Below are 25888 nucleotides of genomic sequence, written 5' to 3'. Positions count from 1 at the left end.
GAGAGACATTATGTTTTTAGTCGACTCACACTGCCATCTTGATGGTCTGGATTATCAATCTTTGCATAAGGACGTGGACGATGTGCTGGCGAAAGCCGCCGCGCGCGATGTGAAGTTCTGTTTAGCGGTGGCGACGACGCTGCCGGGGTATCGCCATATGCGCAAGCTGGTGGGCAAGCGCGATAATGTGGTCTTTTCCTGCGGCGTGCATCCGTTAAATCAGGATGAAGCATATGACGTAGAAGAACTGCGCCTCCTTGCTGCAGAAGACGATGTGGTGGCGATGGGCGAGACCGGGCTTGATTACTTTTACACGCCTGAGACCAAAATCCGCCAGCAGGCGTCTTTTATTCATCATATCCAGATTGGCCGCGAATTGCGTAAACCGGTGATTGTCCATACTCGCGACGCGCGTGCCGATACGCTGGCTATCCTGCGCGAAGAAAAAGTGACGGATTGCGGCGGCGTACTACACTGTTTTACAGAAGACAGAGAAACGGCCGGCAAATTGCTGGATCTGGGGTTTTATATCTCTTTTTCCGGCATCGTAACGTTCCGTAACGCTGAACAGTTGCGTGATGCGGCGCGCTATGTGCCGCTGGATCGGTTGTTAGTCGAGACCGATTCTCCTTATCTGGCGCCGGTGCCGCATCGCGGTAAAGAGAACCAGCCTGCGATGGTACGCGACGTCGCAGAATATATGGCGGTATTGAAAGGGGTTGCCGTTGAAGAACTGGCGCAGATCACCACCGATAACTTTGCTCGCCTGTTCCATATTGACGCGTCTCGCCTGTCATCAATCCGTTAAACGAGTTTTTTTAAAGCTCGTAATTAATAAGCAAAGCGCGTAAAGTTCACCGCCACAAAAGGGGCGGTGAGCGAGCTTATGGAAACATTCGGAAACTCATTTTGGCAGAATGTGATACTTTTTAGGCTATCTGGCGCTGAAACGTGATAGCCGTCAAACAAAATCAGACGTATTTATTTTACTCTGTGTAATAAATAAAAGGGCACTTAGATGTCCTGTCCACGGCGGGGTTCTCCCCCCTCGCCAATGCGTGAGAACGTAGAAAAGCACAAATACTCAGGAGCACTCTCAATTATGTTTAAGAATGCATTTGCTAACCTGCAAAAGGTCGGTAAATCGCTGATGCTGCCGGTATCCGTACTCCCTATCGCAGGTATCCTGCTGGGTGTCGGTTCCGCTAACTTCAGCTGGCTGCCAGCCGTTGTATCGCACGTTATGGCAGAAGCGGGCGGATCTGTTTTTGCCAATATGCCGCTGATTTTCGCTATCGGCGTGGCGTTGGGCTTCACCAACAACGACGGCGTTTCGGCTCTGGCGGCGGTAGTCGCGTATGGCATCATGGTGAAAACCATGGCTGTGGTTGCGCCGCTGGTTCTGCATTTACCTGCTGAAGAGATCGCCGCTAAACACCTTGCTGATACGGGTGTTCTCGGGGGGATTATCTCCGGTGCGATCGCAGCGTATATGTTTAACCGCTTCTACCGTATCAAACTGCCTGAGTATCTGGGCTTCTTTGCGGGCAAACGCTTCGTGCCGATCATTTCGGGTCTGGCCGCTATTTTTACCGGTGTGGTGCTGTCTTTCGTATGGCCGCCAATCGGTACGGCTATTCAGGCGTTCTCGCAGTGGGCGGCTTATCAGAACCCGGTTGTCGCGTTTGGTATTTACGGTTTTATCGAGCGTTGCCTGGTGCCGTTTGGTCTGCATCATATCTGGAACGTTCCTTTCCAGATGCAGATCGGCGAATACACCAACGCAGCGGGTCAGGTATTCCACGGCGACATTCCGCGCTATATGGCGGGCGACCCGACGGCAGGTATGTTGTCTGGCGGCTTCCTGTTCAAAATGTACGGTCTGCCGGCTGCGGCCATTGCTATCTGGCACTCTGCTAAACCGGAAAACCGCGCAAAAGTGGGCGGTATCATGATTTCCGCCGCGCTGACCTCGTTTTTGACGGGTATTACCGAGCCTATCGAGTTCTCCTTCATGTTCGTGGCGCCGATCCTGTACATCATTCACGCGATTCTGGCAGGTCTGGCATTCCCGATCTGTATCCTGCTGGGGATGCGTGACGGTACGTCGTTCTCCCACGGTCTGATCGACTTTATCGTGCTGTCCGGTAACAGCAGCAAATTGTGGCTGTTCCCGATTGTTGGCGCCGGTTATGCGATTGTGTACTACACCGTGTTCCGCGTGCTGATCAAAGCGCTGGATCTGAAAACGCCGGGTCGTGAAGACACTACTGATGACGCAAAAGCGGGCGCGACCAGCGAAATGGCGCCGGCTTTGGTTGCGGCGTTTGGCGGTAAAGAGAACATTACTAACCTGGATGCCTGTATCACGCGTCTGCGCGTGAGCGTAGCCGATGTAGCGAAAGTGGATCAGGCTGGCCTGAAGAAACTGGGCGCGGCAGGCGTTGTCGTCGCGGGTTCCGGCGTTCAGGCTATTTTCGGTACGAAATCCGATAACCTGAAAACGGAAATGGATGAGTACATCCGTAACAGCTAAGCAGTAATGATGTTGGGGAGAATTAAGGCAGCCATTCGGCTGCCTTTTTTTAATGGCGCTTTACATGCCGCTCTCCGACAGTCTGTCAGAACTGATAATTGGCGGTGAGGCTCACGTTACGCGGCGCGCCGTAAACAATGGAACCATCAATATTGGTGTCGTAGGTTTTATCGAACAGGTTATTGATGTTTCCCTGTACGGAGAAATTTTTCGTCACCTGATAGCGGGTAAACAGATCGACCAGCGCATAGCTGCCCTGTTCGGCGCGGAAAGTGCCGTACGGCGTCGTGGTATCTTTGTAAACCCGATTCTGCCAGTTCACGCCGCCGCCGACCGTCAGCTCCGGCATCGCCGGCAGACGATAGCGGGTGAATAACTTCACGCTGGTGCGCGGAAGATTAGGGTTCACGGCGTTACCTTCATTGTCCTCGGCAACATACCGGGTAGCCCCGAAAGTCATCTGCCAGTTATCGGTAATTGCGCCGTTCACTTCGAATTCGACGCCTTTGCTCACCGTTCCGTCAGTAGACTTCCAGGCAAACTCCCCATTACTGCCAGGGATGGGAATAGTGGTTGCCTGAGCGACGTTATCCTGCTCAATGCGGAACACGGACAACGTGGTGGTGAGGCGACTGTTCATCCAGTCGGACTTCAGACCCGCTTCATAGTTATTACCGGTAATCGGAGCCAGATATTGACCCGCTTTGTCGCGTTTATTCTGCGGCTGAAAGATAGAGGTATAACTGGCATAAGCGGACCAGTTGTCGTTGATATCATAAATCAGCCCGGCATACGGCGTGGTATGGTTTTTCTCCATGCTGTAGGTCAGTGTATCAACACGCCAGTTGGTATAACGAGCGCCAAGAATCAGATGCAGCGGGTCGGCCAGCGAAATGCGCGTAGCGGCATACAGCGATTTCATATGCGTGGTATCGTCCTGCGCCAGATTTTGTGGCGCCCAGTGGGTTTGGGGGAAATTACCGTTAAAGGCGCTGAAGTTGCCAATGTCGTCCGGAAAGACGTTCGCCCAGGCGCTAAAATAGCGGTTATTCTGTTTACTATAACTGCCGCCAAACATCATATTGTGCTGACGGCCAAACAGCTCATAAGCGCCATCGGCAAAGAGATCTATGGCATCTACTTTGCGCTTGCCGCTGTTCCAGCCCGTACCGCCGACCACGGGGTAGCTTGCGCCATAAGGACTCACCAGCGTACCTGTCTCTTTATCGACTAACGCATCGATATACATCATTTTACTGTCGAATTTGACCTCAGTATGGGTCGCATTCAGGGTCGCCTGCCAGCTTTCGGCAAAACGCTGCTTAAGCGTGACGAAGAATTTATTTATCTCTTTGTTGTTATAAGCCCAGTCCGGGGCGGTACTACGCGCGCGGTCATAGCTATTTTTGCTGCCATCGGTGTTCCAGCGCGGCAAACCGCCCCAGGTCGGGCTGTTGACATCAATTTTTTGATATTCATAACCGGCTGAAAGGCTGGTAGTTGCACCCAGATCGGCATCGATAATTCCGGAAAAGAACGCTTTCTCACTGTTATAGCGGTCCAGCCAGGAATCATTATTCTGATAACCCGCCACGATGCGCCCACGGACATTACCGTCTGCGGTGAGCGGACTTTGCAGATCCATGACGTAACGCTGCTTATTCCAGCTACCGTATTCTGTGGAGACGTTACCTTTGAACTCCCGACTGGTGGCGTGTTTACGGATCATATTAATTGAGGCAGAAGGATTGCCGGTTCCGGTCATCAGCCCATTCGCGCCGCGAACCACCTCCACGCGCTCATACAGCGCGGTATCCGTTAGCGCATCGCCCAGATTCCAGCGGGACTCAAAATACGTTGGAATACCGTCAACCATATAGTTGTCAATTTCAAACCCGCGCGAGTAATAGCTGATGCGATCGGAGTCAGCCTGGCTTCCGCTGATCCCCAGCGTATTGGTCATCACCTCGCCCAGGGTTTGCAACTGCTGGTCTTCCATACGCTGCTGGCTGACAATACTGACCGACTGCGGGATATCGCGCTGAGTCATCGGCATTTTGGTGCCCGCTGCGGTCGTTTTCACGCTGTAATCCTGTTCTTCGCGGTTTACGGCGTCAGCGGTCGTCGCGCCTTCGACAATAACGGTATCCTCAGCCGCGAAGGCGGCAGGCATAAATGCCATCGCCATACCCATAGCTAACAGCGACGGTGCGGCGGTGGACGGAAGGTGTTTGTCCCGGCGGTATTGAATGAAAGACATCTGAAAATCCTTGCTTGTTATTGGGGTAAGTTCAGGACGTATGACGTTGAACCTTTTCATTCTTTGCTAGTTAATGCGCATAAAAATGCAAATGAGAAATATACGCATTTGTATTAAATGTGTAAAACGGTATAACCAGGGAAACTAGAAATATTTTTTAAGCGTACAAAGGCGTCATGGCAGGGGGATATGGCGGTAAGTCCAGCATGTAGTCATTTTTCGCTTAATAAATCGTGGGTTAAAGTTGAAAGAGCGTCGGTAACTCGCTCATACTCTATACTCGCAGTATGGCTCGGCGTAGCATGTGCGCTGCAAGGGCTATTATGAAAAAGGAAAACGTCGTGGCAGAAGAAACTATATTCAGCAAAATTATTCGTCGTGAAATCCCTTCGGATATCGTTTATCAGGATGAGCTGGTCACCGCCTTTCGTGATATTTCACCGCAGGCGCCGACGCATATCTTGATTATTCCCAATATCCTGATCCCAACCGTCAATGACGTGACGGCGGAACATGAACAGGCGTTAGGTCGGATGATCACCGTGGCGGCGAAAATCGCCGAACAGGAAGGCATTGCCGAAGATGGGTATCGTTTAATCATGAATACCAACCGTCATGGGGGCCAGGAGGTTTATCATATCCATATGCACCTACTGGGCGGCCGCCCGCTAGGCCCGATGCTGGCGCATAAAGGCTTGTAAGTATGATCAAAGGATGCATCGCGGTTTCTCTGGGCTTGCTGCTGCTTACCGGCTGCCGGTCACACCCTGAAATTCCGGTAAGCGACGCGCAGTCGCTGGTGATGGAGTCCACGGTTCTGGCGGCGGGCGTCACCGCAGAGACGCCTGAACTGACGGCGTCTGATATCCAGCCATCAGCCTCTTCCCGCGTCTATAACGAAAGGCAAGAGCCCATAACCGTTCATTATCGGTTTTACTGGTATGACGCGCGGGGGCTGGAGATGCATCCGCTGGAGGCGCCGCGTAGCGTAACCATACCCGCGCGTTCGTCGGTAACGCTATTTGGCAGCGCCAATTATCTGGGGGCGCATAAGGTCAGGCTTTATCTTTATTTGTGAGGAGTGAATTTTGATGACAAAAATGCATCGCTACGCTGCCATTGCTGCGCTGGCGATATTTCTCTCCGGGTGTATGGCGCAACGTCAACCTGCGCCAGTTGAAGAGGTAAAACCAGCGCCAGAACAACCCGCGCAGCCGCCGCAGCCTCCTGTTGTGCCGTCTGTGCCAACCATTCCACAGCAACCGGGGCCGATCGAACATGAAGATCAAACGGGCCAGCCAGCGCCTAAGGTGCGCCACTATGACTGGAACGGCGCGATGCAACCGCTGGTCAGCAAAATGTTGCAGGCTGATGGCGTGACGGCCGGAAACGTATTGCTTGTCGACAGCGTGAATAACCGGACGAATGGGTCGTTAAATGCGAACGAGGCAACGGAAACGTTACGTAATGCGCTGGCGAACAACGGTAAATTTACGCTGGTCTCCGTACAGCAACTCTCGATGGCAAAACAGCAGTTAGGGTTGTCTCCGCAGGATAGTCTGGGAACGCGCAGTAAAGCTATTGGCATTGCGCGCAATGTCGGGGCGCAATATGTACTTTACTCCAGCGCATCCGGTAACGTTAACGCGCCTGCATTACAGATGCAGTTAATGCTGGTGCAAACTGGCGAGATAATCTGGTCAGGTAAAGGTGCGGTCCAACAACAATAATCCCTTAACGCGCGACGAGATCCTGTCGCGCTATTTTCCCCAGTATCGTCCCGCCGTCGCCGCATCGCAGGGGCTAAGCGGCGGGAGCTGTATTATTGCTCACGATACTCACCGTATCGTGCTGCGCCGTCATCACGACCCCGACGCTCCACCAGCCCATTTTTTACGTCATCACCGCGCCTTATCCCAATTGCCAGCCAGTCTGGCGCCGCGAGCGCTTTTTTATACGCCGGGCTGGATGGCGGTAGAATATCTGCATGGTGTGGTAAATTCCGCTCTGCCAGATGCCGACGAACTGGCGGCCTTACTGTATCATTTGCATCAACAGCCGCGTTTTGGCTGGCGTATCGCGCTATCGCCACTATTGGCGCAGTACTGGTCGTGTTGCGATCCGGCAAGGCGTACGCCGTTTTGGTTGCGGCGGCTCAAACAGTTGCAAAAAAACGGTGAACCTCGCCCGCTGCGGCTCGCGCCTTTGCATATGGATGTCCATGGCGACAATATAGTATTAACGTCCGCCGGGTTGAGACTGATTGACTGGGAGTATGCCGGCGACGGCGATATTGCGTTGGAGCTGGCGGCAGTATGGGTTGAGGATGAACGCCAGCACCGACAACTGGCAGACGCTTATGCCGCGCGCGCGCGAATCGACGCCCGGCAGCTATGGCGACAGATACGATTATGGCACCCTTGGGTCATTATGCTAAAAGCAGGGTGGTTCGAATACCGCTGGCGACAAACCGGCGAGCAACAATTTATCAGGCTGGCCGATGAAACCTGGCGCCAGCTACGTATGAAAGGATAAGGAGAGCAGTGTGGGCCCAGTAATGTTGAATGTCGAAGGATGTGAGCTGGATGCGGAGGAGCGCGAGATACTGGCGCATCCGCTGGTTGGCGGGCTTATTCTGTTCACGCGTAATTACCATGACCCGGAACAGCTGCGCGAATTAGTGCGCCAGATTCGGGCGGCATCGCGTAACCATCTGGTGGTGGCCGTCGATCAGGAAGGCGGGCGCGTACAGCGTTTCCGTGAAGGGTTTACCCGCCTGCCCGCGGCGCAATCTTTTTTTGCGCTGCATGGGCTGGAAGAGGGGGGACGACTGGCGCAGGAGGCAGGGTGGCTGATGGCCAGCGAAATGATCGCGATGGATATTGATATCAGTTTTGCGCCAGTGCTGGACGTCGGGCATATCAGCGCGGCAATTGGCGAGCGCTCCTATCATGCCGATCCCGCAAAAGCGTTGGCAATGGCAACGCGCTTTATTGACGGCATGCATGACGCCGGGATGAAAACGACCGGTAAGCATTTCCCCGGCCACGGCGCGGTCACGGCGGACTCCCACAAAGAGACGCCGTGCGATCCACGTCCTGAAACGGACATCCGTGGCAAAGATATGTCGGTGTTCCGCACGCTGATTAGCGAGAATAAACTGGATGCGATTATGCCTGCCCACGTGATCTACCGCGCTATCGATCCGCGTCCGGCAAGCGGTTCGCCGTACTGGCTGAAAACGGTGCTGCGTCAGGAGTTAGGCTTTGATGGCGTCATTTTCTCCGACGATCTGTCGATGGAGGGCGCGGCAATTATGGGCAGCTATGCTGAGCGCGCTCAGGCGTCGCTGGATGCGGGTTGCGATATGATTCTGGTCTGCAATAATCGTAAAGGCGCAGTCAGCGTGTTGGATAATCTGTCGCCGATCAAAGCAGAACGTGTTACACGTTTGTATCATAAAGGTTCATTTTCACGCCGGGAGCTCATGGACTCAGCACGCTGGAAAACAGCCAGCGCCCAGCTCAACCAGTTACATGAACGCTGGCAGGAAGAAAAAGCAGGTCATTAACTCGAGTTTTCGTGAGGGTGCCAGATGATTATTTATTTACACGGTTTTGATTCAAATAGTCCGGGCAACCATGAAAAAGTGTTGCAATTACAGTTTATCGACCCGGATGTTCGGCTGGTAAGCTACAGTACGCGGCATCCTAAGCACGATATGCAGCATCTGCTGAAAGAAGTGGACAAAATGTTGCAGTTGAATGTGGACGAGCGCCCTTTAATCTGTGGCGTGGGGCTGGGCGGTTACTGGGCGGAGCGGATTGGCTTTTTGTGCGATATCCGTCAGGTGGTTTTTAACCCGAACCTGTTCCCCTATGAAAACATGGAGGGGAAAATCGATCGCCCGGAAGAATATGCGGACATCGCTACAAAGTGCGTGACCAACTTTCGCGAAAAAAATCGCGATCGTTGTCTGGTGATCCTCTCGCGTCATGACGAAGCGCTGGACAGCCAACGCTCAGCGCAAGCGCTTCACCCGTTTTATGAAATTGTGTGGGATGAGGAACAGACTCACAAATTCAAAAATATTTCGCCGCACTTGCAACGTATCAAAGCGTTTAAAACGCTGGGGTAACGCCATCCGGCAATATGGCGTTATCAGTGACTGGATAACCAGCCTTGCGGCTGGTTTTTTTTATGCTCAATTCTCGCAAACTGTCTATCTTTTCAGCATGAAAACTTGATGCACATCAATTTTGGTATGACCAATGCACCGTTCATGCTATTCTCATATCAGAAGCTTATTCTCATTAACGTAACTTGTTGTTAATTAAAGGCTATACTAATAACTTTTAATTAACAATTGGTTAATAAATTTAAGGGGGTCACGTTGACTACACCATTAAAAAAGATCGTGATTGTCGGCGGCGGCGCTGGCGGGCTGGAAATGGCGACGCAGTTAGGCCATAAACTGGGGCGCAAGAAAAAAGCGAAAATCACGCTGGTAGACAGAAATCACAGCCATCTGTGGAAACCATTGCTGCACGAAGTGGCGACTGGCTCTCTGGACGAAGGCGTGGATGCGCTGAGCTATCTGGCTCATGCGCGTAATCATGGTTTCCAGTTCCAGCTGGGGTCGGTGATGGATATCGATCGCGAAGCGAAAACCATCACCATTGCCGAGTTGCGTGATGAAAAGGGCGAACTGCTGGTGCCGGAGCGCAAAATCGCGTATGACACGCTGGTGATGGCGCTGGGCAGCACCTCTAATGATTTCAACACGCCGGGCGTGAAAGAGCACTGTATCTTCCTCGATAACCCGCATCAGGCGCGCCGTTTTCACCAGGAGATGCTGAACCTGTTCCTCAAGTATTCGGCTAATCTGGGCGCGAACGGTAAGGTCAATATCGCCATCGTTGGCGGCGGTGCGACGGGGGTTGAGCTGTCGGCTGAACTACATAATGCGGTAAAACAGCTGCATAGCTATGGTTATAAGGGGCTGACCAACGACGCGCTGAACGTGACGTTGGTTGAGGCTGGCGAGCGTATTCTGCCTGCGTTGCCGCCGCGTATCTCCAGCGCCGCGCATAATGAACTGACCAAACTGGGCGTTCGCGTGCTGACGCAAACTATGGTCACCAGCGCCGACGAAGGCGGTCTGCATACGAAAGAAGGTGAATATATTCAGGCCGATCTGATGGTGTGGGCGGCGGGTATCAAAGCGCCAGATTTTATGAAAGAGATTGGTGGTCTGGAAACGAACCGCATTAACCAACTGGTGGTGGAACCGACGCTGCAAACCACGCGCGATCCTGATATTTATGCGATTGGCGACTGCGCTTCCTGCGCACGTCCGGAGGGAGGTTTTGTGCCGCCTCGCGCTCAGGCGGCGCATCAGATGGCTACCTGCGCGATGAATAACATTCTGGCGCAGATGAATGGCAAACCGCTGAAAGCTTACCAGTATAAAGATCATGGATCGCTGGTCTCTCTGTCCAACTTCTCTACCGTGGGTAGTCTGATGGGGAACCTGACCCGCGGTTCAATGATGATTGAAGGACGTATCGCCCGCTTCGTGTATATCTCGCTATACCGTATGCACCAGATAGCGCTGCATGGATACTTTAAAACCGGCCTGATGATGCTGGTGGGCAGTATTAACCGCGTCATTCGTCCGCGCCTGAAACTGCATTAATTTCTCTGCGCCTCACCGGCTGCTCGCGCCGGTGAGCGCTTCTCCATCTCTTGCTTCGGAGTTGTCCGAATCCTTCAGCTTTACCGCCTCATCCCGCATTTTTCATCCTCATTCCGATTGGCTTTGTTCGCATACTGGTTGCAAAATTGTTACCAATAGCAACGAAGGAGGAACTCCCGTGAATAAATCAATGTTGGCGGGTATAGGGATTGGCGTAGCGGCTGCGCTGGGTGTGGCGGCAGTGGCCAGTCTCAACGTATTTGATCGTGGTCCGCAATATGCGCAGGTGATATCGGCTAAACCGATTAAAGAGACGGTAAAAACGCCGCGTCAGGAGTGCCGTAATGTCACGGTCACGCATCGTAGACCGGTTCAGGACGAAAACCGTATTGCCGGCTCGGTGCTTGGCGCAGTAGCAGGCGGCGTGATTGGACATCAATTTGGCGGCGGTCGTGGTAAAGATGTGGCGACGGTCGTCGGGGCGCTGGGCGGCGGTTATGCTGGCAATCAAATCCAGGGATCAATGCAAGAAAGTGATACCTACACTACCACGCAGCAACGCTGTAAGACGGTGTATGACAAATCTGAAAAGATGCTTGGCTACGACGTGACCTACAAAATTGGCGATCAGCAGGGCAAAATCCGCATGGATAAAGACCCCGGAACGCAAATTCCCCTCGACGGCAATGGCCAACTGGTTTTGAATAACAAAGCATAAAAAAGCTGTACTCTGCAAGTTAGCCCCTCATTCGCTCAGGCTGAGGGGCTTTTTTTTATCCGAAGCCGCGTCGTTCAGGGCTTGAGCAGTTCAGGCCAGATGCGCAGAGTCGTACGCGTAATTTGCATCAGTTGTTCGAAGGTGGCACCTTCACGGGCGCTGATCGACATTCCCTGTAAAATACAGTTTATATATTCTGCGAGCGCCTGCGGGTTACAGTGCGCCGGAATTTCACCGCGCTCCTGACGTTGGCGCAGAAACTGGATGAGCGTCTGTTCCTGCATGGCGTGGCGTGATTTTACCGTGCGGGCGATATCGCGCGAGGAGGCGGCCAGGGTGGCGGACGTATTAATCATAAAGCAGCCAGCCGGCGTGTCTGTACTGGTAAAGCAGGCGGCAATTTCTGTGAAGTAATCTTCCAGCGCCGATTCCACGCTTTTCTCTTCACAAAAGAGCTGGGCTTCGTGCTTTGAGGCAAAGCGAGTGATGTAGCGATCCAGGACAGCGCGAAATAATCCTTCTTTGTTAGTGAATTCCGCATAGAGAGTAGGCGCTTTCGCCCCGGTAGCCTCTACGAGATCGGCAAGCGAAGTTGCTTCATAGCCGTGCTGCCAGAAGAGAGTCATGGCCTTATCAAGCGCAGCTTCCCTGTCGAACACTTTTGGTCGGCCACGGCTTTTCTTCGCGCAACTCGTGGTATCCGTTGTCATGATGCCGTTGTACCTGTTTAAAGAGCGGTCTCTCTATTATAAAAACAAACCACTTCTGGCTCCAGAGTATTCATTAGAAAAATAAATCAATTCTATTCACATGAAAAATAACATCTTTATAAATTATATAACGATCATTATAAAAAGAGGTTGACGTGTGATGTAGATCACATCTATGATTAATTTATCGATCGTTAAGTTAATGCTTACGACACCCATTCATCTGCTAAAGGTCATCACTATGAAAAACGTAAAAACCCTCATCGCTGCTGCGGTACTGAGTTCGCTCTCATTCGCCAGCTTCGCCGCCGTTGAAGTTCAGGCAACGCCAGAAGGTCAACAGAAGTTCGGCACCATTTCCGCGAATGGCGGCACGAATCTGGGCTCGCTGGAAGATCAGCTGGCGCAAAAAGCGCAGGAGATGGGGGCGAAGTCTTTCCGTATTACCTCTGTTACCGGCCCGAATACCCTCCACGGTACGGCGGTAATCTATAAGTAAGCATTAACCCTCATTAATGCCGCTGCGATTGCCACAATAAAAAGAGAAAGCCTCGCGATGCATCGCGAGGCTTTTTTGTCGGTCAGCTATTCACGCTTACAGCGACTGCGGTTTCGCCTCTGCTTGACGGGTTACATCCACCGGCATTCCGGAACGCACTTCCATAACATGTTCCATCACCGCAGCATCGGTCTGCGGCGCGTCCTTAAAGGCCTGCATCGGGCCATTCAGCACAATCGGCAGCACCTGCGGATCGTCGCCTATATTTTTAGACAGCGGCTGATGAACTTCCACCAGTCGCACGCCGCCTGGCTCCACCGAGGCTTTAATCGGCGTATTGATAATATTCACTTTGGTTCCCGGCGTGACCTGACGGAACAATGTCTCTATATCACCGTCGCGCAGACGGATACAGCCGGAACTGACGCGCATACCAATGCCAAAATCGGCATTCGTGCCATGTAACAGATAGACGCCGCCGTAGGCCGCTAAACGAATCGCGTGATGCCCCATTGGGTTATCGGGACCGGCAGGCACCACGGCGGGGAGATCGATGCCTTGCGCTTTATAACGGGCGCGAATATTGGCGGTCGGCGTCCAGGTTGGATTGGCGCGTTTATCCGAAATGGTCGTCACCATCGTTGGCGTCAGGGTATCGCCGCCCAGTTGGCCAATCCCGATAGGGTAGACCGTGACCGTATTTTTCCCCGGTTGATAATAGTAAAGCCGTAATTCCGCGAGGTTAATGACGATACCTTCACGTGGCGCGTCCGGTAGCAGCGTTTGCAGCGGAATCGTTAGCACGCTGCCTGCGCGTGGCACGTAAGGATCAATGCCGGGGTTGGCCTGTAACAGGGCTAAAAAGCCCACGTTATATTTTTTGGCGATCGCCTCCAGCGAGCCGCCGTCGTCTTCAACGACATGGAATTTATTTTCTCCCACCAGTCGACTGCCGGGGGGCGGAAGAGGCCACGTATTCGCCTGCGCGGGAAGGGCAAGCATGATGGTCGCGGTAAGCGCAAGCAACGCCCACCAGCGAGAGAGTCGCGTATTGTTGAACATTATAATAAACCCATGATTATTATGTGGTTATTTTTATAAAAGAGGAAATAAGAATTATGGCGGCTGGCTGTGTCTGGAACTGCAGGGAAGTGCAAAGAATTTGTAAAGATTAGGCCGGACGCAAAGTAATGACGCCCGGCCTGACGCTTATGCAATAGCGTTTTCTTCCAGTTGCTGCATAAACTGGCGTACCCAGTCTATACGCGTTTTACGTTCGCTTAAATCCTGAATAAACTTGAGGCGCGTCGGACCATCCAGACGGAAATGCTGCGGCTGTTTTTGCAGCAACCCGATAAGCCAGGCGGGGTCAACGTGGTTTTTGTCGGCGAACTCAATCGCTCCGCCTTTCTCGTTACCCTCCAGTTTTCGGATGCCGAGCTTTTGCGCCTGTTGGCGCAGGCGGGCGATATCCAGCAGATTACGCGCCGGATCGGGCAGCAGGCCGAAGCGGTCGATCAATTCCACTTTGATCTCCTCCAGCTCGTTTTCGTTCTTCGCGCTGGCAATGCGTTTATAGAATGACAGCCGGGTATTAACATCCGGAATAAAATCATCCGGCAGTAACGACGGCATTCGCAGCTCGACTTCCGTTTGCTGACTGGTGAGATCTTCCAGCGAGGGTTCGCGGCCTGCTTTCAGCGCATCAACGGCGTTTTCCAGCAGTTCCATGTAGAGTGAGAAGCCGATGGTTTCCATTGAGCCGCTTTGCTCTTCGCCAAGCAGTTCGCCCGCGCCGCGGATCTCCAGATCGTGGGTCGCCAGCGCAAACCCGGCGCCTAAATCCTCCAGCGACGCAATCGCCTCCAGCCGTTTTTGCGCATCGGTGGTCATGGCCTTAGGATGTGGCGTCAACAGCCAGGCGTAGGCCTGGTGGTGCGAGCGCCCTACGCGGCCACGCAGCTGGTGCAACTGCGCGAGGCCGAAATGATCCGCGCGTTCAATGATGATCGTGTTCGCGGTGGGGATATCAATCCCCGTTTCGATAATGGTAGTACACACCAGCACGTTAAAACGTTGATGGTGGAAATCGTTCATGACCCGTTCCAGCTCACGTTCGCGCATCTGCCCGTGGCCTATAGCGATTCGCGCTTCCGGCACCAGTTCCGCCAGCCGCTCTGCGGCTTTCTGAATATTTTCGACGTCATTGTACAAATAGTAAACCTGACCGCCGCGCAGGATTTCACGCAGAATCGCTTCCCTTACTACCAGGCTATCATACTCGCGGACAAAGGTTTTTACCGCCAGACGACGGGCAGGGGGAGTGGCGATAATGGAGAGATCGCGCATACCGCTCATCGCCATATTCAGCGTCCGCGGGATCGGCGTCGCCGTGAGCGTCAGAATATCGACATCGGCGCGCATCGCCTTAATTCGCTCTTTGTGGCGCACGCCGAAACGGTGCTCTTCATCGACAATCAGCAGGCCGAGGTCGCGCAGCTTCACATCGCTTTGTAGCAGTTTATGCGTACCGATCAGAATATCGATCTTACCCTCGGCGGCTTCCGCCAGGATTTGCGTCTGCTCTTTGGCACTGCGAAAGCGAGACAGCATCTCAATGCGTACCGGCCAGTTGGCGAAACGGTCGCGGAAGTTGTCATAGTGTTGCTGCGCCAGCAGCGTAGTCGGCACCAGTACCGCCACCTGTTTATGGTTTTCCACCGCCAGGAACGCGGCGCGCATCGCCACTTCGGTTTTGCCGAAGCCGACGTCGCCGCACACCAGCCTGTCCATCGCCAGCGGTTGGCACATATCGCTCAATACGGCGTTAATCGCCTGTGCCTGATCGGGCGTCGTTTCAAACGGGAAGCTGTCGCAGAATAACTGATACTGCTCACGATCATGCTTAAAGGCAAAACCCTCTTTTGCCGCCCGTTGCGCATAAATATCCAACAGTTCCGCTGCGACATCGCGCACTTTTTCCGCCGCTTTCTGCCGGGCGCGCGACCAGGCGTCGCCGCCCAGTTTATGCAGCGGCGCACTTTCTTCCGCGCCGCCGGCATAGCGGCTAATCAGATGCAATGAGGAAACCGGCACATACAGTTTGGCGTCATTGGCGTAGGTGAGCATTAGATATTCACCCTTGATGCCGCCAGCCTCCAGAGTGGTCATGCCGGCATAGCGTCCGACGCCGTGCTCCAGATGCACTACCGGTTGACCGACGTGGAGCTCCGCCAGGTTACGAATCAACGTATCCGGGTTGATCGTGCGGCGGGAATCCAGGCGGCGACGCGCCACCCGTTCACCCAGGAGATCGCTTTCACAAATCAGCGCCAGATTGCGTTGGGTGTCGATAAAGCCATGTTCTGCGGCGCCAATCATCAGATAGCGTCCCGCATCCTGCGCCTCGTCCAGGCGTAATATTCGCTTCGGCGCGATTTTTATGCGAGCCAGGAGCTCTCCCAGAGCTTCGCGGCGTCCTTCGCTTTCCACCGAAAAAATCACCGGACCGCTGAAAGATTCGAGGAATTTACGCAGCGCGTCCAGCGGCGCTTTCTGCTGCGCCTGGATAGCCAAATCCGGTAATTTCTGGAAACCAAGATTGGTATTGGCGGCTTTTTCCGGCAGATGGTCGGTTTTAAGCTGGAGGCGAGGCCAGCGTTTAAGCTCGGAAAAGAGCTCATCTACCCGTAGCCAGAGGGCTTCCGGCGGCAAAAGCGGGCGCATAGGATCGACGCCGCGATTTTCAAAACGCGCCAGCGTATCGGCCTGAAAGCGTTCGGCGCTGGTTTCCAGCGAGCCAGTATTCACCACCAGAGTATTGGCGGGGAAATAGCTAAATAATGGCGGTAACGGTTCGCTGAAAAAGAGCGGCTGCCAGTATTCGATCCCGGCGGGCAGGGTGCCTTTGCTGACCTGCTGATAGATGTGCTCGGCGTCGCGTTTTACCTCAAAGGTATCGCGCCACTGGCTACGGAAAAGCTCAATAGCGGCTTTGTCGGTAGGAAATTCGTGCGCGGGCAACAAATTGATGGCCTCGACCTCCTCCAGCGTACGTTGGGTATCCGCGTCAAACAGACGCAGGCTGTCGATTTCATCATCAAAAAAGTCGAGGCGATAAGGCTGTTCGCTGCCCATCGGAAAGAGATCCAACAGCGCGCCGCGCGTCGCGTATTCGCCATGCTCCATCACCTGATCGACATGCCGATAACCGGCGCTGTCAAGCTGCGCGCGCAGAGCGTCGCGGGACAGCCGCTGGCCTTTTTTCATCACCAGCGCATGACCATGCAGATAGCTATGCGGACAAACGCGCTGCATCAGGGTGTTTACCGGTACAATCAAGACGCCGCGCTGCATCGACGGCAACTGGTAGAGCGTGGACAGACGCGAAGAGATAATTTCCTGATGCGGGGAGAAGCTGTCATACGGTAGCGTTTCCCAGTCCGCCAGGTTCATCACCATCTGATCGGTAAACTGGCGGATTTCATCATGCAATCGCAGAGCATTTTGCATGTCAGGCGCTATAAGTACCACCGGACCGGCATGGCGTTCGGCTATCTCCGCCACCAGCGTAGCGCAGGCGGCACCGGTAAGTTCGCCCAACTGGCGCTGATCGCCCGCTTTTGTCGGCAGCGTGTAACGTTGTTTTTCAGGCATAACGGTTGTCAGTATCTCTTTTTGTTTTACGCCGCACTCTACGCGTCACCCTTCAGGCTGCTTCATGGTTGGCTGCGCGCCGGGACAGCATGAAGGACTCAGGTATTCAGGGGCATATGACTGATAAGCAATGTTCTTTATTATCCGCGATCGTTGTTTATTAGCAAATTGAATCCGCCGGATAACACGTCGAACAGGTAAAGTATGAACATGTAAGTGACTTGATTTGTCGGCCTTTTTCAGAATAGCGCTGACGAACTCTTACGGTTCAGACATTTACGCATTCCGCTTTCGCTTATATACTCGGGACTTTGCTAACAGCAACCAGACGGATTACATGTATCAACCTGTCGCTCTATTCATCGGCCTGCGTTACATGCGCGGGCGTGCAGCAGATCGCTTCGGTCGCTTCGTTTCCTGGCTTTCCACTATCGGCATTACCTTGGGGGTGATGGCGCTGGTCACGGTATTGTCGGTGATGAACGGTTTTGAGCGCGAACTGCAAAATAACATTCTTGGTTTGATGCCTCAGGCCATCCTTTCTGCTGAACATGGTTCTCTTAACCCGAATCAGATGCCGGAAAAAGCGGTGAATCTGCAAGGCGTTAACCGTATTGCGCCGCTGACGACGGGCGATGTCGTACTGCAAAGCGCGCGTAGCGTTGCGGTTGGCGTGATGTTGGGTATCGATCCGGCGCAAAAAGATCCGTTAACGCCGTATCTGGTCAATGTGAAGCAAAGCGAATTACAGCCGGGTAAGTATAATGTCATCCTCGGCGAGCAGCTCGCCGGACAGTTAGGGGTCAACCGCGGCGATCAGATTCGGCTAATGGTGCCATCTGCCAGCCAGTTTACGCCAATGGGACGTCTGCCCAGCCAGCGTCTGTTTACGGTGATTGGCACATTTGCCGCCAATAGCGAGGTCGATGGCTATGAAATGCTGGTCAATATTCAGGACGCGTCGCGTTTAATGCGCTATCCGGCAGGCAATATTACCGGCTGGCGTTTGTGGCTGGATGAACCGCTGCAAGTCGATACCCTCAGCCAACAGCCGCTGCCGCAAGGCACTAAGTGGCAGGACTGGCGCGAACGTAAAGGCGAGTTGTTCCAGGCTGTGCGCATGGAAAAGAACATGATGGGATTGTTGCTGAGCCTCATCGTGGCGGTCGCGGCTTTTAACATTATTACTTCGTTGGGTCTGATGGTCATGGAGAAGCAGGGCGAAGTGGCGATTTTACAAACTCAAGGGCTGACGCCGCGACAAATTATGATGGTCTTTATGGTGCAGGGCGCCAGCGCCGGGATTATCGGCGCGCTGTTGGGCGCCGCGCTGGGCGCATTGCTTGCCAGCCAACTGAATAACCTGATGCCGATCATCGGCGCGTTTCTGGATGGCGCTGCGTTGCCCGTGGCGATAGAGCCGTTACAGGTGATCGTTATCGCTCTGGTGGCAATGGCCATCGCGCTGCTTTCTACGCTTTATCCTTCCTGGCGCGCTGCCGCCACTCAACCCGCTGAGGCTTTACGTTATGAATAAGATCCTGTTGCAATGCGACAACCTGTGCAAACGCTATCAGGAAGGCACCGTACAAACCGACGTGTTGCACGATGTCAGCTTCAGTATCGGCGAAGGCGAAATGATGGCGATCGTCGGCAGTTCCGGTTCGGGTAAAAGTACGTTGCTGCATCTGTTAGGCGGGCTGGATACGCCTACCTCTGGCGATGTGATTTTTAGCGGCCAGCCGATGAGCAAACTCTCTTCTGCGGCAAAAGCGGAATTACGTAACCAGAAACTGGGGTTTATCTATCAGTTTCATCATCTCCTGCCGGATTTTACGGCGCTGGAAAACGTGGCGATGCCATTATTGATTGGCAAAAAGAAACCGGCGGAGATTGATGCTCGGGCGCGAGAAATGCTGCACGCCGTAGGGCTGGAGCATCGCGCAACCCATCGACCTTCGGAACTTTCCGGCGGTGAGCGCCAGCGTGTCGCGATAGCGCGCGCGTTGGTGAATAATCCGCGTCTGGTACTGGCGGATGAGCCGACCGGTAATCTGGATGCGCGTAATGCCGACAGTATTTTTGAGCTTCTGGGCGAGTTAAATCGTCTGCAGGGAACCGCGTTTCTGGTGGTGACTCACGATTTGCAACTGGCGAAACGTATGAGCCGCCAGCTTGAGATGCGCGATGGCCGCCTGACGGCGGAACTGAGCCTGATGGGGGCGGAGTAATGGCGTCGCCTTTATCATTGTTAATTGGCTTGCGTTTCAGCCGTGGACGGCGGCGCGGCGGTATGGTTTCGCTCATTTCCGTCATTTCTACCATCGGTATCGCGCTGGGCGTGGCGGTATTGATTGTCGGTTTAAGCGCGATGAACGGTTTCGAACGCGAGTTGAATAACCGTATTCTGGCGGTGGTTCCACACGGGGAGATTGAAGCGGTCAATCAGCCGTGGACCAACTGGCGTGAAGCGCTGGCAAAAGTGCAGAAGGTGCCAGGCATTGCCGCCGCCGCGCCGTATATCAATTTTACCGGCCTGGTAGAGAGCGGGGCCAATTTGCGCGCCATTCAGGTTAAAGGCGTCGACCCTAAGCAAGAGCAGCAGCTTAGCGCGTTACCGTCATTTGTGCAAAATCACGCCTGGGATCATTTCAAAGCGGGCGAGCAGCAGATCATTATCGGTAAAGGCGTCGCCGATGCGCTGAACGTGAAACAGGGCGACTGGGTGTCCATCATGATCCCCAATGCGAATGCCGACCATAAGTTGCTCCAGCCCAAACGCGTGCGTTTGCATGTCATTGGGATTCTGCAACTGAGCGGCCAGCTCGATCACAGCTTCGCCATGATCCCGCTTGAGGATGCGCAGCAGTATCTGGATATGGGGTCCAGCGTTTCCGGTATCGCGCTTAAAGTCCACGACGTGTTTAATGCGAACAAACTGGTGCGTGACGCGGGTGAAGTGACTAACAGCTATGTCTACATTAAGAGCTGGATCGGCACCTACGGCTATATGTATCGCGATATCCAGATGATTCGCGCCATTATGTATCTGGCGATGATTCTGGTGATCGGCGTGGCCTGTTTTAATATCGTTTCCACCTTAGTGATGGCGGTAAAAGACAAAAGCGGCGACATTGCGGTATTAAGAACGCTGGGGGCGAAAGATGGTTTGATTCGTGCCATTTTCGTCTGGTACGGGCTACTGGCGGGCTTGCTGGGCAGCTTGATTGGCGTGGCGATCGGCGTTGTCGTTTCGCTTCAGCTTACCGCCATTATTAATGGGATTGAAAAGGCGATCGGGCATCAGTTTTTGTCCGGCGATATCTATTTTATCGACTTCCTGCCATCCGAATTACATTGGCTGGACGTTGTTTACGTACTGGTCACGGCGTTGTTGTTAAGCTTACTGGCGAGCTGGTATCCGGCGCGGCGGGCGAGCAACATTGACCCTGCGCGAGTATTGAGCGGCCAGTAATCGCGGAATATAAAAACAAGGAGCGGTGATGTATTACGGGTTTGACATTGGCGGAACAAAGATTGCGTTAGGCGTATTTGACTCAACGCGGCGGCTGCAGTGGGAAAAACGGGTTCCCACGCCCCATACCAGCTATAGCGCCTTTTTAGACGCCGTGTGCGAACTGGTCGCGGAAGCCGACCAGCGATTTGGCGTAAAAGGGTCGGTAGGGATTGGCATACCCGGTATGCCGGAAACCGAAGACGGCACGCTGTACGCCGCGAATGTCCCGGCAGCCAGCGGTAAGCCGTTGCGCGCCGATCTCAGCGCCCGACTGGATCGCGATGTGCGTCTGGACAATGACGCTAACTGTTTTGCCTTGTCCGAAGCCTGGGATGATGAATTCACGCAATATCCTTTGGTTATGGGGCTTATCCTCGGCACCGGCGTCGGCGGTGGCCTGGTGCTAAACGGGAAGCCGATTACCGGTCAGAGCTATATCACCGGCGAGTTTGGCCATATGCGTTTGCCGGTTGACGCGCTAACGTTGATGGGGTTTGATTTTCCTCTCCGCCGTTGTGGATGCGGTCAGATGGGCTGCATTGAGAATTATCTGTCCGGGCGCGGGTTTGCGTGGCTATATCAGCATTATTATGATCAATCGCTGCAGGCGCCGGAGATTATCGCGTTGTGGGAGCAAGGCGATGAGCGGGCACACGCGCATGTTGAGCGCTATCTGGATTTACTGGCGGTTTGTCTGGGGAATATACTGACGATTGTCGATCCCGATTTATTGGTGATCGGCGGCGGACTATCGAACTTTACGGCAATAACAACGCAACTGGCGGAAAGACTGCCGCGCCATCTACTCCCTGTTGCCCGCGCGCCGCGCATTGAGCGTGCGCGGCATGGGGATGCAGGTGGGATGCGCGGTGCTGCTTTTTTACATCTTACCGACTAATCAAAAAAAGAGGTTGTTATGCAGTCGCGTCGGTTTCATCGATTAAGCCGCTTTCGTAAAAATAAACGTCTGTTGCGTGAACGTCTGCGCCAGCGGATCTTTTTCAGAGACAGAGTGGTGCCGGAAATGATGGAAAACCCAAGAGTATTAGTCCTTACAGGTGCAGGAATTTCTGCAGAGTCTGGTATTCGTACGTTTCGCGCGGCGGATGGCCTTTGGGAAGAGCATCGGGTTGAAGATGTGGCAACGCCGGAAGGATTCGCCCGTAATCCGGGGCTGGTGCAGACATTTTATAATGCCCGCCGTCAGCAGCTTCAACAGTCGGAAATACAACCCAATGCGGCGCATCTGGCGTTAGCGAAGCTTGAAGAAGCGCTTGGCGATCGCTTTTTGCTGGTGACGCAAAACATCGACAATTTGCATGAACGCGCGGGCAACCGCAACATCATTCATATGCATGGCGAGCTGTTGAAGGTGCGCTGTTCGCAAAGCGGCCAAATTCTGGAATGGAACGGCGATGTGATGCCGGAAGATAAATGTCACTGCTGTCAGTTCCCGGCGCCGCTACGTCCGCACGTGGTGTGGTTTGGCGAGATGCCGCTTGGCATGGATGAAATTTATATGGCGCTGTCGATGGCGGATATTTTTATCGCCATTGGCACATCCGGTCATGTCTATCCGGCTGCGGGGTTTGTGCATGAAGCAAAACTGCACGGCGCACATACGGTGGAACTGAATCTTGAGCCAAGCCAGGTCGGCAGCGAGTTTGAAGAGAAGCACTACGGCCCGGCAAGCCAGGTTGTGCCGGAATTTGTTGATAAATTCCTGAAAGGGCTGTAGTGCTGTTTGCCCGGTAACGCCTTATCCGGCCTACATTTCACGTTACGTTCATCTGTAGGCCCGACAGGCGCTTTGGCTGAATTAGCGTCCTGCTTTTAGCTTCTGATAATACTCTTCATAAATGGCGCTGGCGTCGCCGACATCGTTTTGCCACTCGCCTTTGCTGATGGTTTGCGCATCCGGATAGAGCGACTTATCATTGGCGACCTCCGGGCTTAACAGCTTACGCGCCGCCAGGTTGGGGGTAGGGTAGCCGATGGTTTCTGCCACCTCTTTCGCGACGTCAGGACGCAGCAGGAAGTTGATTAGCTTCAGCGCGCCCTCTTTATTTTTCGCGTTCGCCGGAATAGCCAGGCTATCCATCCAGAAAATACCGCCTTCCTTCGGCCAGACGACCTCCAGCGGCGTGCCAGCCTGACGAGCAACGAAGGCCGAACCGTTCCACACCATCCCCAGGTTGACTTCCCCTTCCATATACGGATTCGCCGGATTATCGGAGTTGAAGGCCGCTACGTTCGGCATCAGTTTTTTCAACTCTTCATATGCCGCTTCGATCTCTTTCGGATCGGTAGTGTTACCGGAATAACCTAGCTTGCGCAGCGCCATCTGGAAGACTTCTCGCGCATCGTCGGTTAAAAGCAGGCTGTTTTTATATTCCGGTTTCCACAAGTCAGCCCAGCTGGTAATGGTTTTTGGATCGATAGCATCGCTGTTCACGCCAATCGCCGTTGCGCCCCAGATATACGGGACAGAATAATCGTTGTTGGGGTCAAACGGTTTGTTGAGCATTTCCGGATCGAGGTTGTGGAAATTGGTTAATTTCGACTTATCGATCTTCTGGATCATGCCTTCTTTGCGCATTTTGTCGACATAGTATGTAGAAGGAACAACCAGGTCATACGCGCCATCTTTATAGGTTTTGAGTTTGGCATACATGGTTTCGTTCGACTCGTAGGTCGAATAAATCACCTTAATGCCGGTCTCTTTAGTGAACTGTTCCAGCAGGCCCGGCGGCACATACTCAGTCCAGTTATAGAAATAGAGCGTGTCGTTGTCGGAGGCATGAGCGGTACTCATACCCAGCGCCAGGGCGCCCGCCGCGAGCAGGTGGCGTGACCATTTTTTCATTTAACGTCCCCTGAATTACGGGCCTTATCGGCCCTTGGTTTTATCACGAGCAATAAGCTGGCTGGCAATGACCATTACCAGAGACAGCACCAATAAAACGGTCGCCAGCGCGTTCACTTCTGGTGAAACGCCGACTTTTACCATGGAATAAATCTTTAAGGGTAAAATTTCATAGCCCGGCCCGGTGACAAACGACGAGACTACTACATCGTCCATCGACAACGTAAAGCTCAGCAACCAGCCCGCCGCCACCGCCGGCATCGCCAGCGGCAGAATGATTTTGCGTAAAATCGTTACCTCACTGGCCCCCAGGTCTTTTGCTGCTTCCAGCATTCTGACATCAAAGCCTTTCAGGCGCGAATAGACCGTGACGACCACAAACGGCAGGCTAAAGGTGATATGCGAGAACAGCAACGACCAAAAGCCCAGTTGAATGCCGAGTAACATAAACAGCACCAGCAGGGAGATCGCCATCACGATATCCGGCGACATCATCACCACAAACAGCATCCCGCTGACGAATGGCTTCCCGCGAAAGCGGTAGCGATAAAGCGCCACCGCGGTTAACGAGCCAATCAACGTGGCGAAGGTCGCTGAAAAAATCGCCATCGTCAGTGAATGTTGAGCGGCCTGCAACAGACTGTCGTTATTGACCAGGAGTTCGTACCATTTAGTGGTAAAGCCCTGCCAGTTAATGCCGAACCGCGAACTGTTGAAGGAGTTCACGATCAGAATAATGATGGGAATATACAGATACGCATAGATGGCAGTCATGAAACCGCCACGGAGCAGCCGACCGATCATTCAAGTTCCACCTTCTTATTCAGAGGATGGGGTGCTTTTAGAGTATTGAAAATGATCAATTTTTTCTCTTCTCCAAAATCTCTCCAAAACGTCTCGCGGTTATCAGCAGCAAGGAAGAAGCAAGCTGCCGCTTGAAGCCGCGAATTTTACAACAAATTGCCAGACGAGCGGGAAAAAAAGGCCATTTAAATGACTATTCTCATCCGATCCGGTCATATGCGGCATTATTGCGCCAGGCAAGAGGTTACTCTGTAGGCAAACAGGAAGTACGTGAGTAAACCCTGAACGTGACGTCTGAGAAAGCGTCGTCTGATTTTATAAAAAACAACATAAGCAGCCGCTTTGTTGTTCTGAGCGAACGTGTAGCGTGGTTAACTGTTCTTCCGCCATTTTTTGTATAGCCTGGGGGTCTATTCTAAAAATGGCGTGAAAAACCTTATCAGAGATGGCTTCGATTATCTCAGCTAACATACTTTGGCTGGTGCTGGGATCCGTTACGAGGAACGCCTGAAACGTCTTATCCGCCAGTAAAACCTCTTTTACCATTTTTTCAATAGGTATGTGGGTATGCGGTGGTGGTATTTCAAGCTGTTTTAATCCACACATCGCCATTGTTTCTAAAAATGCGTTTTGCTGAGTCCTTTCGGATATATTCGCATGCTGTAAAATGCGCGTTGTCTTTTCAATCCCAGACTGAATTTTCGCTGCCAGGTAGGTTACCTTTTCTTGCGTTTTCCACTCATCTAAATGTCCTTTTCTCAATTCAGAATATAAATACCCCTCTATGTTGTCTAATGAAACCGATAATGTCGGCGCGCCAGCAAGATTGAGACATAATGTCGAAGGGAGGGGGTAATCTGCGATGTCGCTATATCTTGTATTAATCATGGCCGTCATTTGTGGATGCGATTTTAAAATATCCGGGCGATCTTTCATTAAAAAATAGACCTTCCCCATGACTTCACAGCTAAAGGTATCGGTATTTTGAGTGATACGTAACAATTCGTTCTCTTCGTTTTGATCCATGATACGAAGAATCATGGTGGCATCATTTTCATGAGGATTATGAACCTGAAATCTATCTCTTTGCGATGCGCAGGCTAATGCCTTCAACTCAAAAAAAATCTCTGTAAGCCGCTCTCGTGTGGGGGTGCAATCGGCAAACAACATCTCATGTAGACAACGGTCCGCTTTTGCTTTGCCAGTAGAAAAAAAGAGGTCTTTAATTTTTTCCCATAAAACTTTGCAACATGTTTCTTTCGTATTCCCTGGGGGATTGATAAGTATTTCGCTTTTTAAAAAACCATTCCCTATTGTAATCGGCATAATAATCTCACTTAAACTGGAGTAAAAATGACTACATAATTGATTAAATCGACCCTTTTTATCTCAACTGCGGGCGCATCAGATGTAATATAATATTTAAAAGAGACTTGCAATCAGTATAAAACCTGAGAGCTTCGCGTATAAACGCATTACTGTCTGTGATAGCGTCGCTACAGGTAAAAATAAAAGAAGGCCTGGCGCGGATGATGTTGTAGATTTGCAATACTGGCGGCAACTGCTTTCATGCGTTTTTTATGCCGGAGGCATGAAGTTTACCCTTGAATAAACTTCATGCCTG

23 protein-coding genes are annotated in these 25888 nt (G+C 52.8%); 16 read left to right on the top strand and 7 right to left on the bottom strand.

Annotated features, from left to right (window positions below; all coding sequences use genetic code 11):
* Positions 1 to 10 precede the first annotated feature (10 nt).
* Positions 11 to 808: a metal-dependent hydrolase gene (locus NA986_RS06305; RefSeq protein ID WP_023216626.1), complete on the top strand. Its 798-nt coding sequence runs from the start codon at positions 11 to 13 to the stop codon at positions 806 to 808.
* 294 nt (positions 809 to 1102) lie between these two features.
* Entirely contained in the window at positions 1103 to 2536 is a 1434-nt protein-coding gene (gene ptsG, locus NA986_RS06300) for a PTS glucose transporter subunit IIBC (protein WP_000475705.1), read from the top strand.
* An 85-nt stretch (positions 2537 to 2621) separates the two neighbouring features.
* Here ptsG and fhuE read toward each other — a convergent pair whose 3' ends face one another.
* On the bottom strand, positions 2622 to 4796 hold the full coding sequence (gene fhuE, locus NA986_RS06295) for a ferric-rhodotorulic acid/ferric-coprogen receptor FhuE (protein WP_023216625.1): 2175 nt from the start codon (positions 4794 to 4796) through the stop codon (positions 2622 to 2624).
* 341 nt (positions 4797 to 5137) lie between these two features.
* On the opposite strand from fhuE, the gene hinT reads away from it, so the two are divergent.
* From hinT to NA986_RS06255, 8 genes are all read left to right on the top strand, one after another.
* On the top strand, positions 5138 to 5497 hold the full coding sequence (gene hinT, locus NA986_RS06290) for a purine nucleoside phosphoramidase (protein ID WP_001532068.1): 360 nt from the start codon (positions 5138 to 5140) through the stop codon (positions 5495 to 5497).
* A gap of 2 nt (positions 5498 to 5499) precedes the next feature.
* Positions 5500 to 5874, top strand: coding sequence for a YcfL family protein (locus tag NA986_RS06285; RefSeq protein WP_023216624.1), 375 nt, complete (start codon positions 5500 to 5502; stop codon positions 5872 to 5874).
* A gap of 13 nt (positions 5875 to 5887) precedes the next feature.
* The gene (lpoB, locus tag NA986_RS06280; RefSeq protein ID WP_000164353.1) at positions 5888 to 6526 is read left to right on the top strand and encodes a penicillin-binding protein activator LpoB; all 639 of its coding nucleotides are present in this window, start codon (positions 5888 to 5890) and stop codon (positions 6524 to 6526) included.
* Complete coding sequence (gene thiK, locus NA986_RS06275; RefSeq protein ID WP_001257320.1) at positions 6507 to 7331, top strand: thiamine kinase; 825 nt, start codon at positions 6507 to 6509, stop codon at positions 7329 to 7331. Before lpoB ends, thiK begins: the two co-directional genes overlap by 20 nt.
* Positions 7332 to 7341: 10 nt before the next feature.
* Positions 7342 to 8367, top strand: coding sequence for a beta-N-acetylhexosaminidase (nagZ, locus tag NA986_RS06270; protein WP_000529340.1), 1026 nt, complete (start codon positions 7342 to 7344; stop codon positions 8365 to 8367).
* Positions 8368 to 8391: 24 nt separating this feature from the next.
* Positions 8392 to 8934: an alpha/beta hydrolase YcfP gene (gene ycfP, locus NA986_RS06265; protein WP_000587943.1), complete on the top strand. Its 543-nt coding sequence runs from the start codon at positions 8392 to 8394 to the stop codon at positions 8932 to 8934.
* A 255-nt stretch (positions 8935 to 9189) separates the two neighbouring features.
* A complete protein-coding gene (gene ndh / locus NA986_RS06260; RefSeq protein WP_000211053.1) occupies positions 9190 to 10494 on the top strand; it encodes an NADH-quinone dehydrogenase in 1305 nt (434 codons plus the stop codon).
* A 178-nt stretch (positions 10495 to 10672) separates the two neighbouring features.
* Complete coding sequence (locus NA986_RS06255) at positions 10673 to 11212, top strand: glycine zipper 2TM domain-containing protein (protein WP_001043449.1); 540 nt, start codon at positions 10673 to 10675, stop codon at positions 11210 to 11212.
* Positions 11213 to 11286: 74 nt separating this feature from the next.
* Here the strand turns inward: NA986_RS06255 and comR are convergent, their stop codons facing one another.
* The gene (gene comR / locus NA986_RS06250; RefSeq protein ID WP_000205985.1) at positions 11287 to 11922 is read right to left on the bottom strand and encodes a TetR family copper-responsive transcriptional repressor ComR; all 636 of its coding nucleotides are present in this window, start codon (positions 11920 to 11922) and stop codon (positions 11287 to 11289) included.
* A 241-nt stretch (positions 11923 to 12163) separates the two neighbouring features.
* On the opposite strand from comR, the gene bhsA reads away from it, so the two are divergent.
* On the top strand, positions 12164 to 12421 hold the full coding sequence (bhsA, locus tag NA986_RS06245; protein WP_000800159.1) for a multiple stress resistance protein BhsA: 258 nt from the start codon (positions 12164 to 12166) through the stop codon (positions 12419 to 12421).
* Positions 12422 to 12517: 96 nt separating this feature from the next.
* Here the strand turns inward: bhsA and ldtC are convergent, their stop codons facing one another.
* Together ldtC and mfd are read right to left on the bottom strand one after the other, a co-directional pair.
* On the bottom strand, positions 12518 to 13483 hold the full coding sequence (gene ldtC / locus NA986_RS06240; RefSeq protein ID WP_000482967.1) for a L,D-transpeptidase LdtC: 966 nt from the start codon (positions 13481 to 13483) through the stop codon (positions 12518 to 12520).
* A 147-nt stretch (positions 13484 to 13630) separates the two neighbouring features.
* The gene (mfd, locus tag NA986_RS06235) at positions 13631 to 17077 is read right to left on the bottom strand and encodes a transcription-repair coupling factor (protein ID WP_023216623.1); all 3447 of its coding nucleotides are present in this window, start codon (positions 17075 to 17077) and stop codon (positions 13631 to 13633) included.
* Between the two features lie 337 nt (positions 17078 to 17414).
* Between mfd and lolC the strand changes: the two genes are divergently transcribed.
* Genes lolC through cobB form a run of 5 tightly spaced genes read left to right on the top strand, consistent with a single transcriptional unit; the run spans position 17415 to position 22332 of the window.
* Positions 17415 to 18614, top strand: coding sequence for a lipoprotein-releasing ABC transporter permease subunit LolC (lolC, locus tag NA986_RS06230; RefSeq protein ID WP_001534775.1), 1200 nt, complete (start codon positions 17415 to 17417; stop codon positions 18612 to 18614).
* Positions 18607 to 19308 (top strand): lipoprotein-releasing ABC transporter ATP-binding protein LolD, encoded by a 702-nt coding sequence (gene lolD, locus NA986_RS06225; RefSeq protein ID WP_001033714.1) that lies wholly within the window; start codon positions 18607 to 18609, stop codon positions 19306 to 19308. Before lolC ends, lolD begins: the two co-directional genes overlap by 8 nt.
* Positions 19308 to 20552, top strand: coding sequence for a lipoprotein-releasing ABC transporter permease subunit LolE (gene lolE, locus NA986_RS06220; RefSeq protein WP_000168091.1), 1245 nt, complete (start codon positions 19308 to 19310; stop codon positions 20550 to 20552). The genes lolD and lolE overlap by 1 nt, the downstream gene beginning before the upstream one ends.
* 28 nt (positions 20553 to 20580) lie before the next feature.
* Positions 20581 to 21492: an N-acetylglucosamine kinase gene (gene nagK / locus NA986_RS06215; RefSeq protein WP_023182050.1), complete on the top strand. Its 912-nt coding sequence runs from the start codon at positions 20581 to 20583 to the stop codon at positions 21490 to 21492.
* An 18-nt stretch (positions 21493 to 21510) separates the two neighbouring features.
* Positions 21511 to 22332 (top strand): Sir2 family NAD+-dependent deacetylase, encoded by an 822-nt coding sequence (cobB, locus tag NA986_RS06210; protein WP_070793859.1) that lies wholly within the window; start codon positions 21511 to 21513, stop codon positions 22330 to 22332.
* Positions 22333 to 22413: 81 nt separating this feature from the next.
* Here the strand turns inward: cobB and potD are convergent, their stop codons facing one another.
* The 3 genes from potD to sifA form a co-directional block, all read right to left on the bottom strand.
* A complete protein-coding gene (potD, locus tag NA986_RS06205) occupies positions 22414 to 23460 on the bottom strand; it encodes a spermidine/putrescine ABC transporter substrate-binding protein PotD (RefSeq protein ID WP_000759335.1) in 1047 nt (348 codons plus the stop codon).
* 24 nt (positions 23461 to 23484) lie between these two features.
* Positions 23485 to 24264, bottom strand: a complete 780-nt coding sequence (potC, locus tag NA986_RS06200) for a spermidine/putrescine ABC transporter permease PotC (RefSeq protein WP_000580299.1) — start codon at positions 24262 to 24264, stop codon at positions 23485 to 23487.
* A gap of 315 nt (positions 24265 to 24579) precedes the next feature.
* Complete coding sequence (gene sifA, locus NA986_RS06195) at positions 24580 to 25590, bottom strand: SPI-2 type III secretion system effector SifA (protein ID WP_001518907.1); 1011 nt, start codon at positions 25588 to 25590, stop codon at positions 24580 to 24582.
* Between the last annotated feature and the right edge of the window lie 298 nt (positions 25591 to 25888).

This window comes from Salmonella sp. NW177, assembly GCF_051811585.1.
In the GTDB taxonomy this organism is placed as follows: domain Bacteria; phylum Pseudomonadota; class Gammaproteobacteria; order Enterobacterales; family Enterobacteriaceae; genus Salmonella; species Salmonella enterica.
The sequence above is the reverse complement of the archived record's forward strand: the minus strand, read 5'-3'. Positions and strand labels throughout refer to the sequence as shown.

Bases quoted from the DNA above. Each gene is read 5' to 3' on its own strand.
- potD (WP_000759335.1), bottom strand. From the start codon at position 23,460: ATGAAAAAATGGTCACGCCACCTGCTCGCGGCGGGCGCCCTGGCGCTG.
- ycfP (WP_000587943.1), top strand. From the start codon at position 8,392: ATGATTATTTATTTACACGGTTTTGATTCAAATAGTCCGGGCAACCAT.
- cobB (WP_070793859.1), top strand. From the start codon at position 21,511: ATGCAGTCGCGTCGGTTTCATCGATTAAGCCGCTTTCGTAAAAATAAA.
- comR (WP_000205985.1), bottom strand. From the start codon at position 11,922: ATGACAACGGATACCACGAGTTGCGCGAAGAAAAGCCGTGGCCGACCA.
- ldtC (WP_000482967.1), bottom strand. From the start codon at position 13,483: ATGTTCAACAATACGCGACTCTCTCGCTGGTGGGCGTTGCTTGCGCTT.
- NA986_RS06305 (WP_023216626.1), top strand. From the start codon at position 11: ATGTTTTTAGTCGACTCACACTGCCATCTTGATGGTCTGGATTATCAA.
- mfd (WP_023216623.1), bottom strand. From the start codon at position 17,077: ATGCCTGAAAAACAACGTTACACGCTGCCGACAAAAGCGGGCGATCAG.
- ptsG (WP_000475705.1), top strand. From the start codon at position 1,103: ATGTTTAAGAATGCATTTGCTAACCTGCAAAAGGTCGGTAAATCGCTG.
- lolC (WP_001534775.1), top strand. From the start codon at position 17,415: ATGTATCAACCTGTCGCTCTATTCATCGGCCTGCGTTACATGCGCGGG.
- lpoB (WP_000164353.1), top strand. From the start codon at position 5,888: ATGACAAAAATGCATCGCTACGCTGCCATTGCTGCGCTGGCGATATTT.
- NA986_RS06285 (WP_023216624.1), top strand. From the start codon at position 5,500: ATGATCAAAGGATGCATCGCGGTTTCTCTGGGCTTGCTGCTGCTTACC.
- lolE (WP_000168091.1), top strand. From the start codon at position 19,308: ATGGCGTCGCCTTTATCATTGTTAATTGGCTTGCGTTTCAGCCGTGGA.
- sifA (WP_001518907.1), bottom strand. From the start codon at position 25,590: ATGCCGATTACAATAGGGAATGGTTTTTTAAAAAGCGAAATACTTATC.
- potC (WP_000580299.1), bottom strand. From the start codon at position 24,264: ATGATCGGTCGGCTGCTCCGTGGCGGTTTCATGACTGCCATCTATGCG.
- fhuE (WP_023216625.1), bottom strand. From the start codon at position 4,796: ATGTCTTTCATTCAATACCGCCGGGACAAACACCTTCCGTCCACCGCC.
- nagK (WP_023182050.1), top strand. From the start codon at position 20,581: ATGTATTACGGGTTTGACATTGGCGGAACAAAGATTGCGTTAGGCGTA.
- bhsA (WP_000800159.1), top strand. From the start codon at position 12,164: ATGAAAAACGTAAAAACCCTCATCGCTGCTGCGGTACTGAGTTCGCTC.
- lolD (WP_001033714.1), top strand. From the start codon at position 18,607: ATGAATAAGATCCTGTTGCAATGCGACAACCTGTGCAAACGCTATCAG.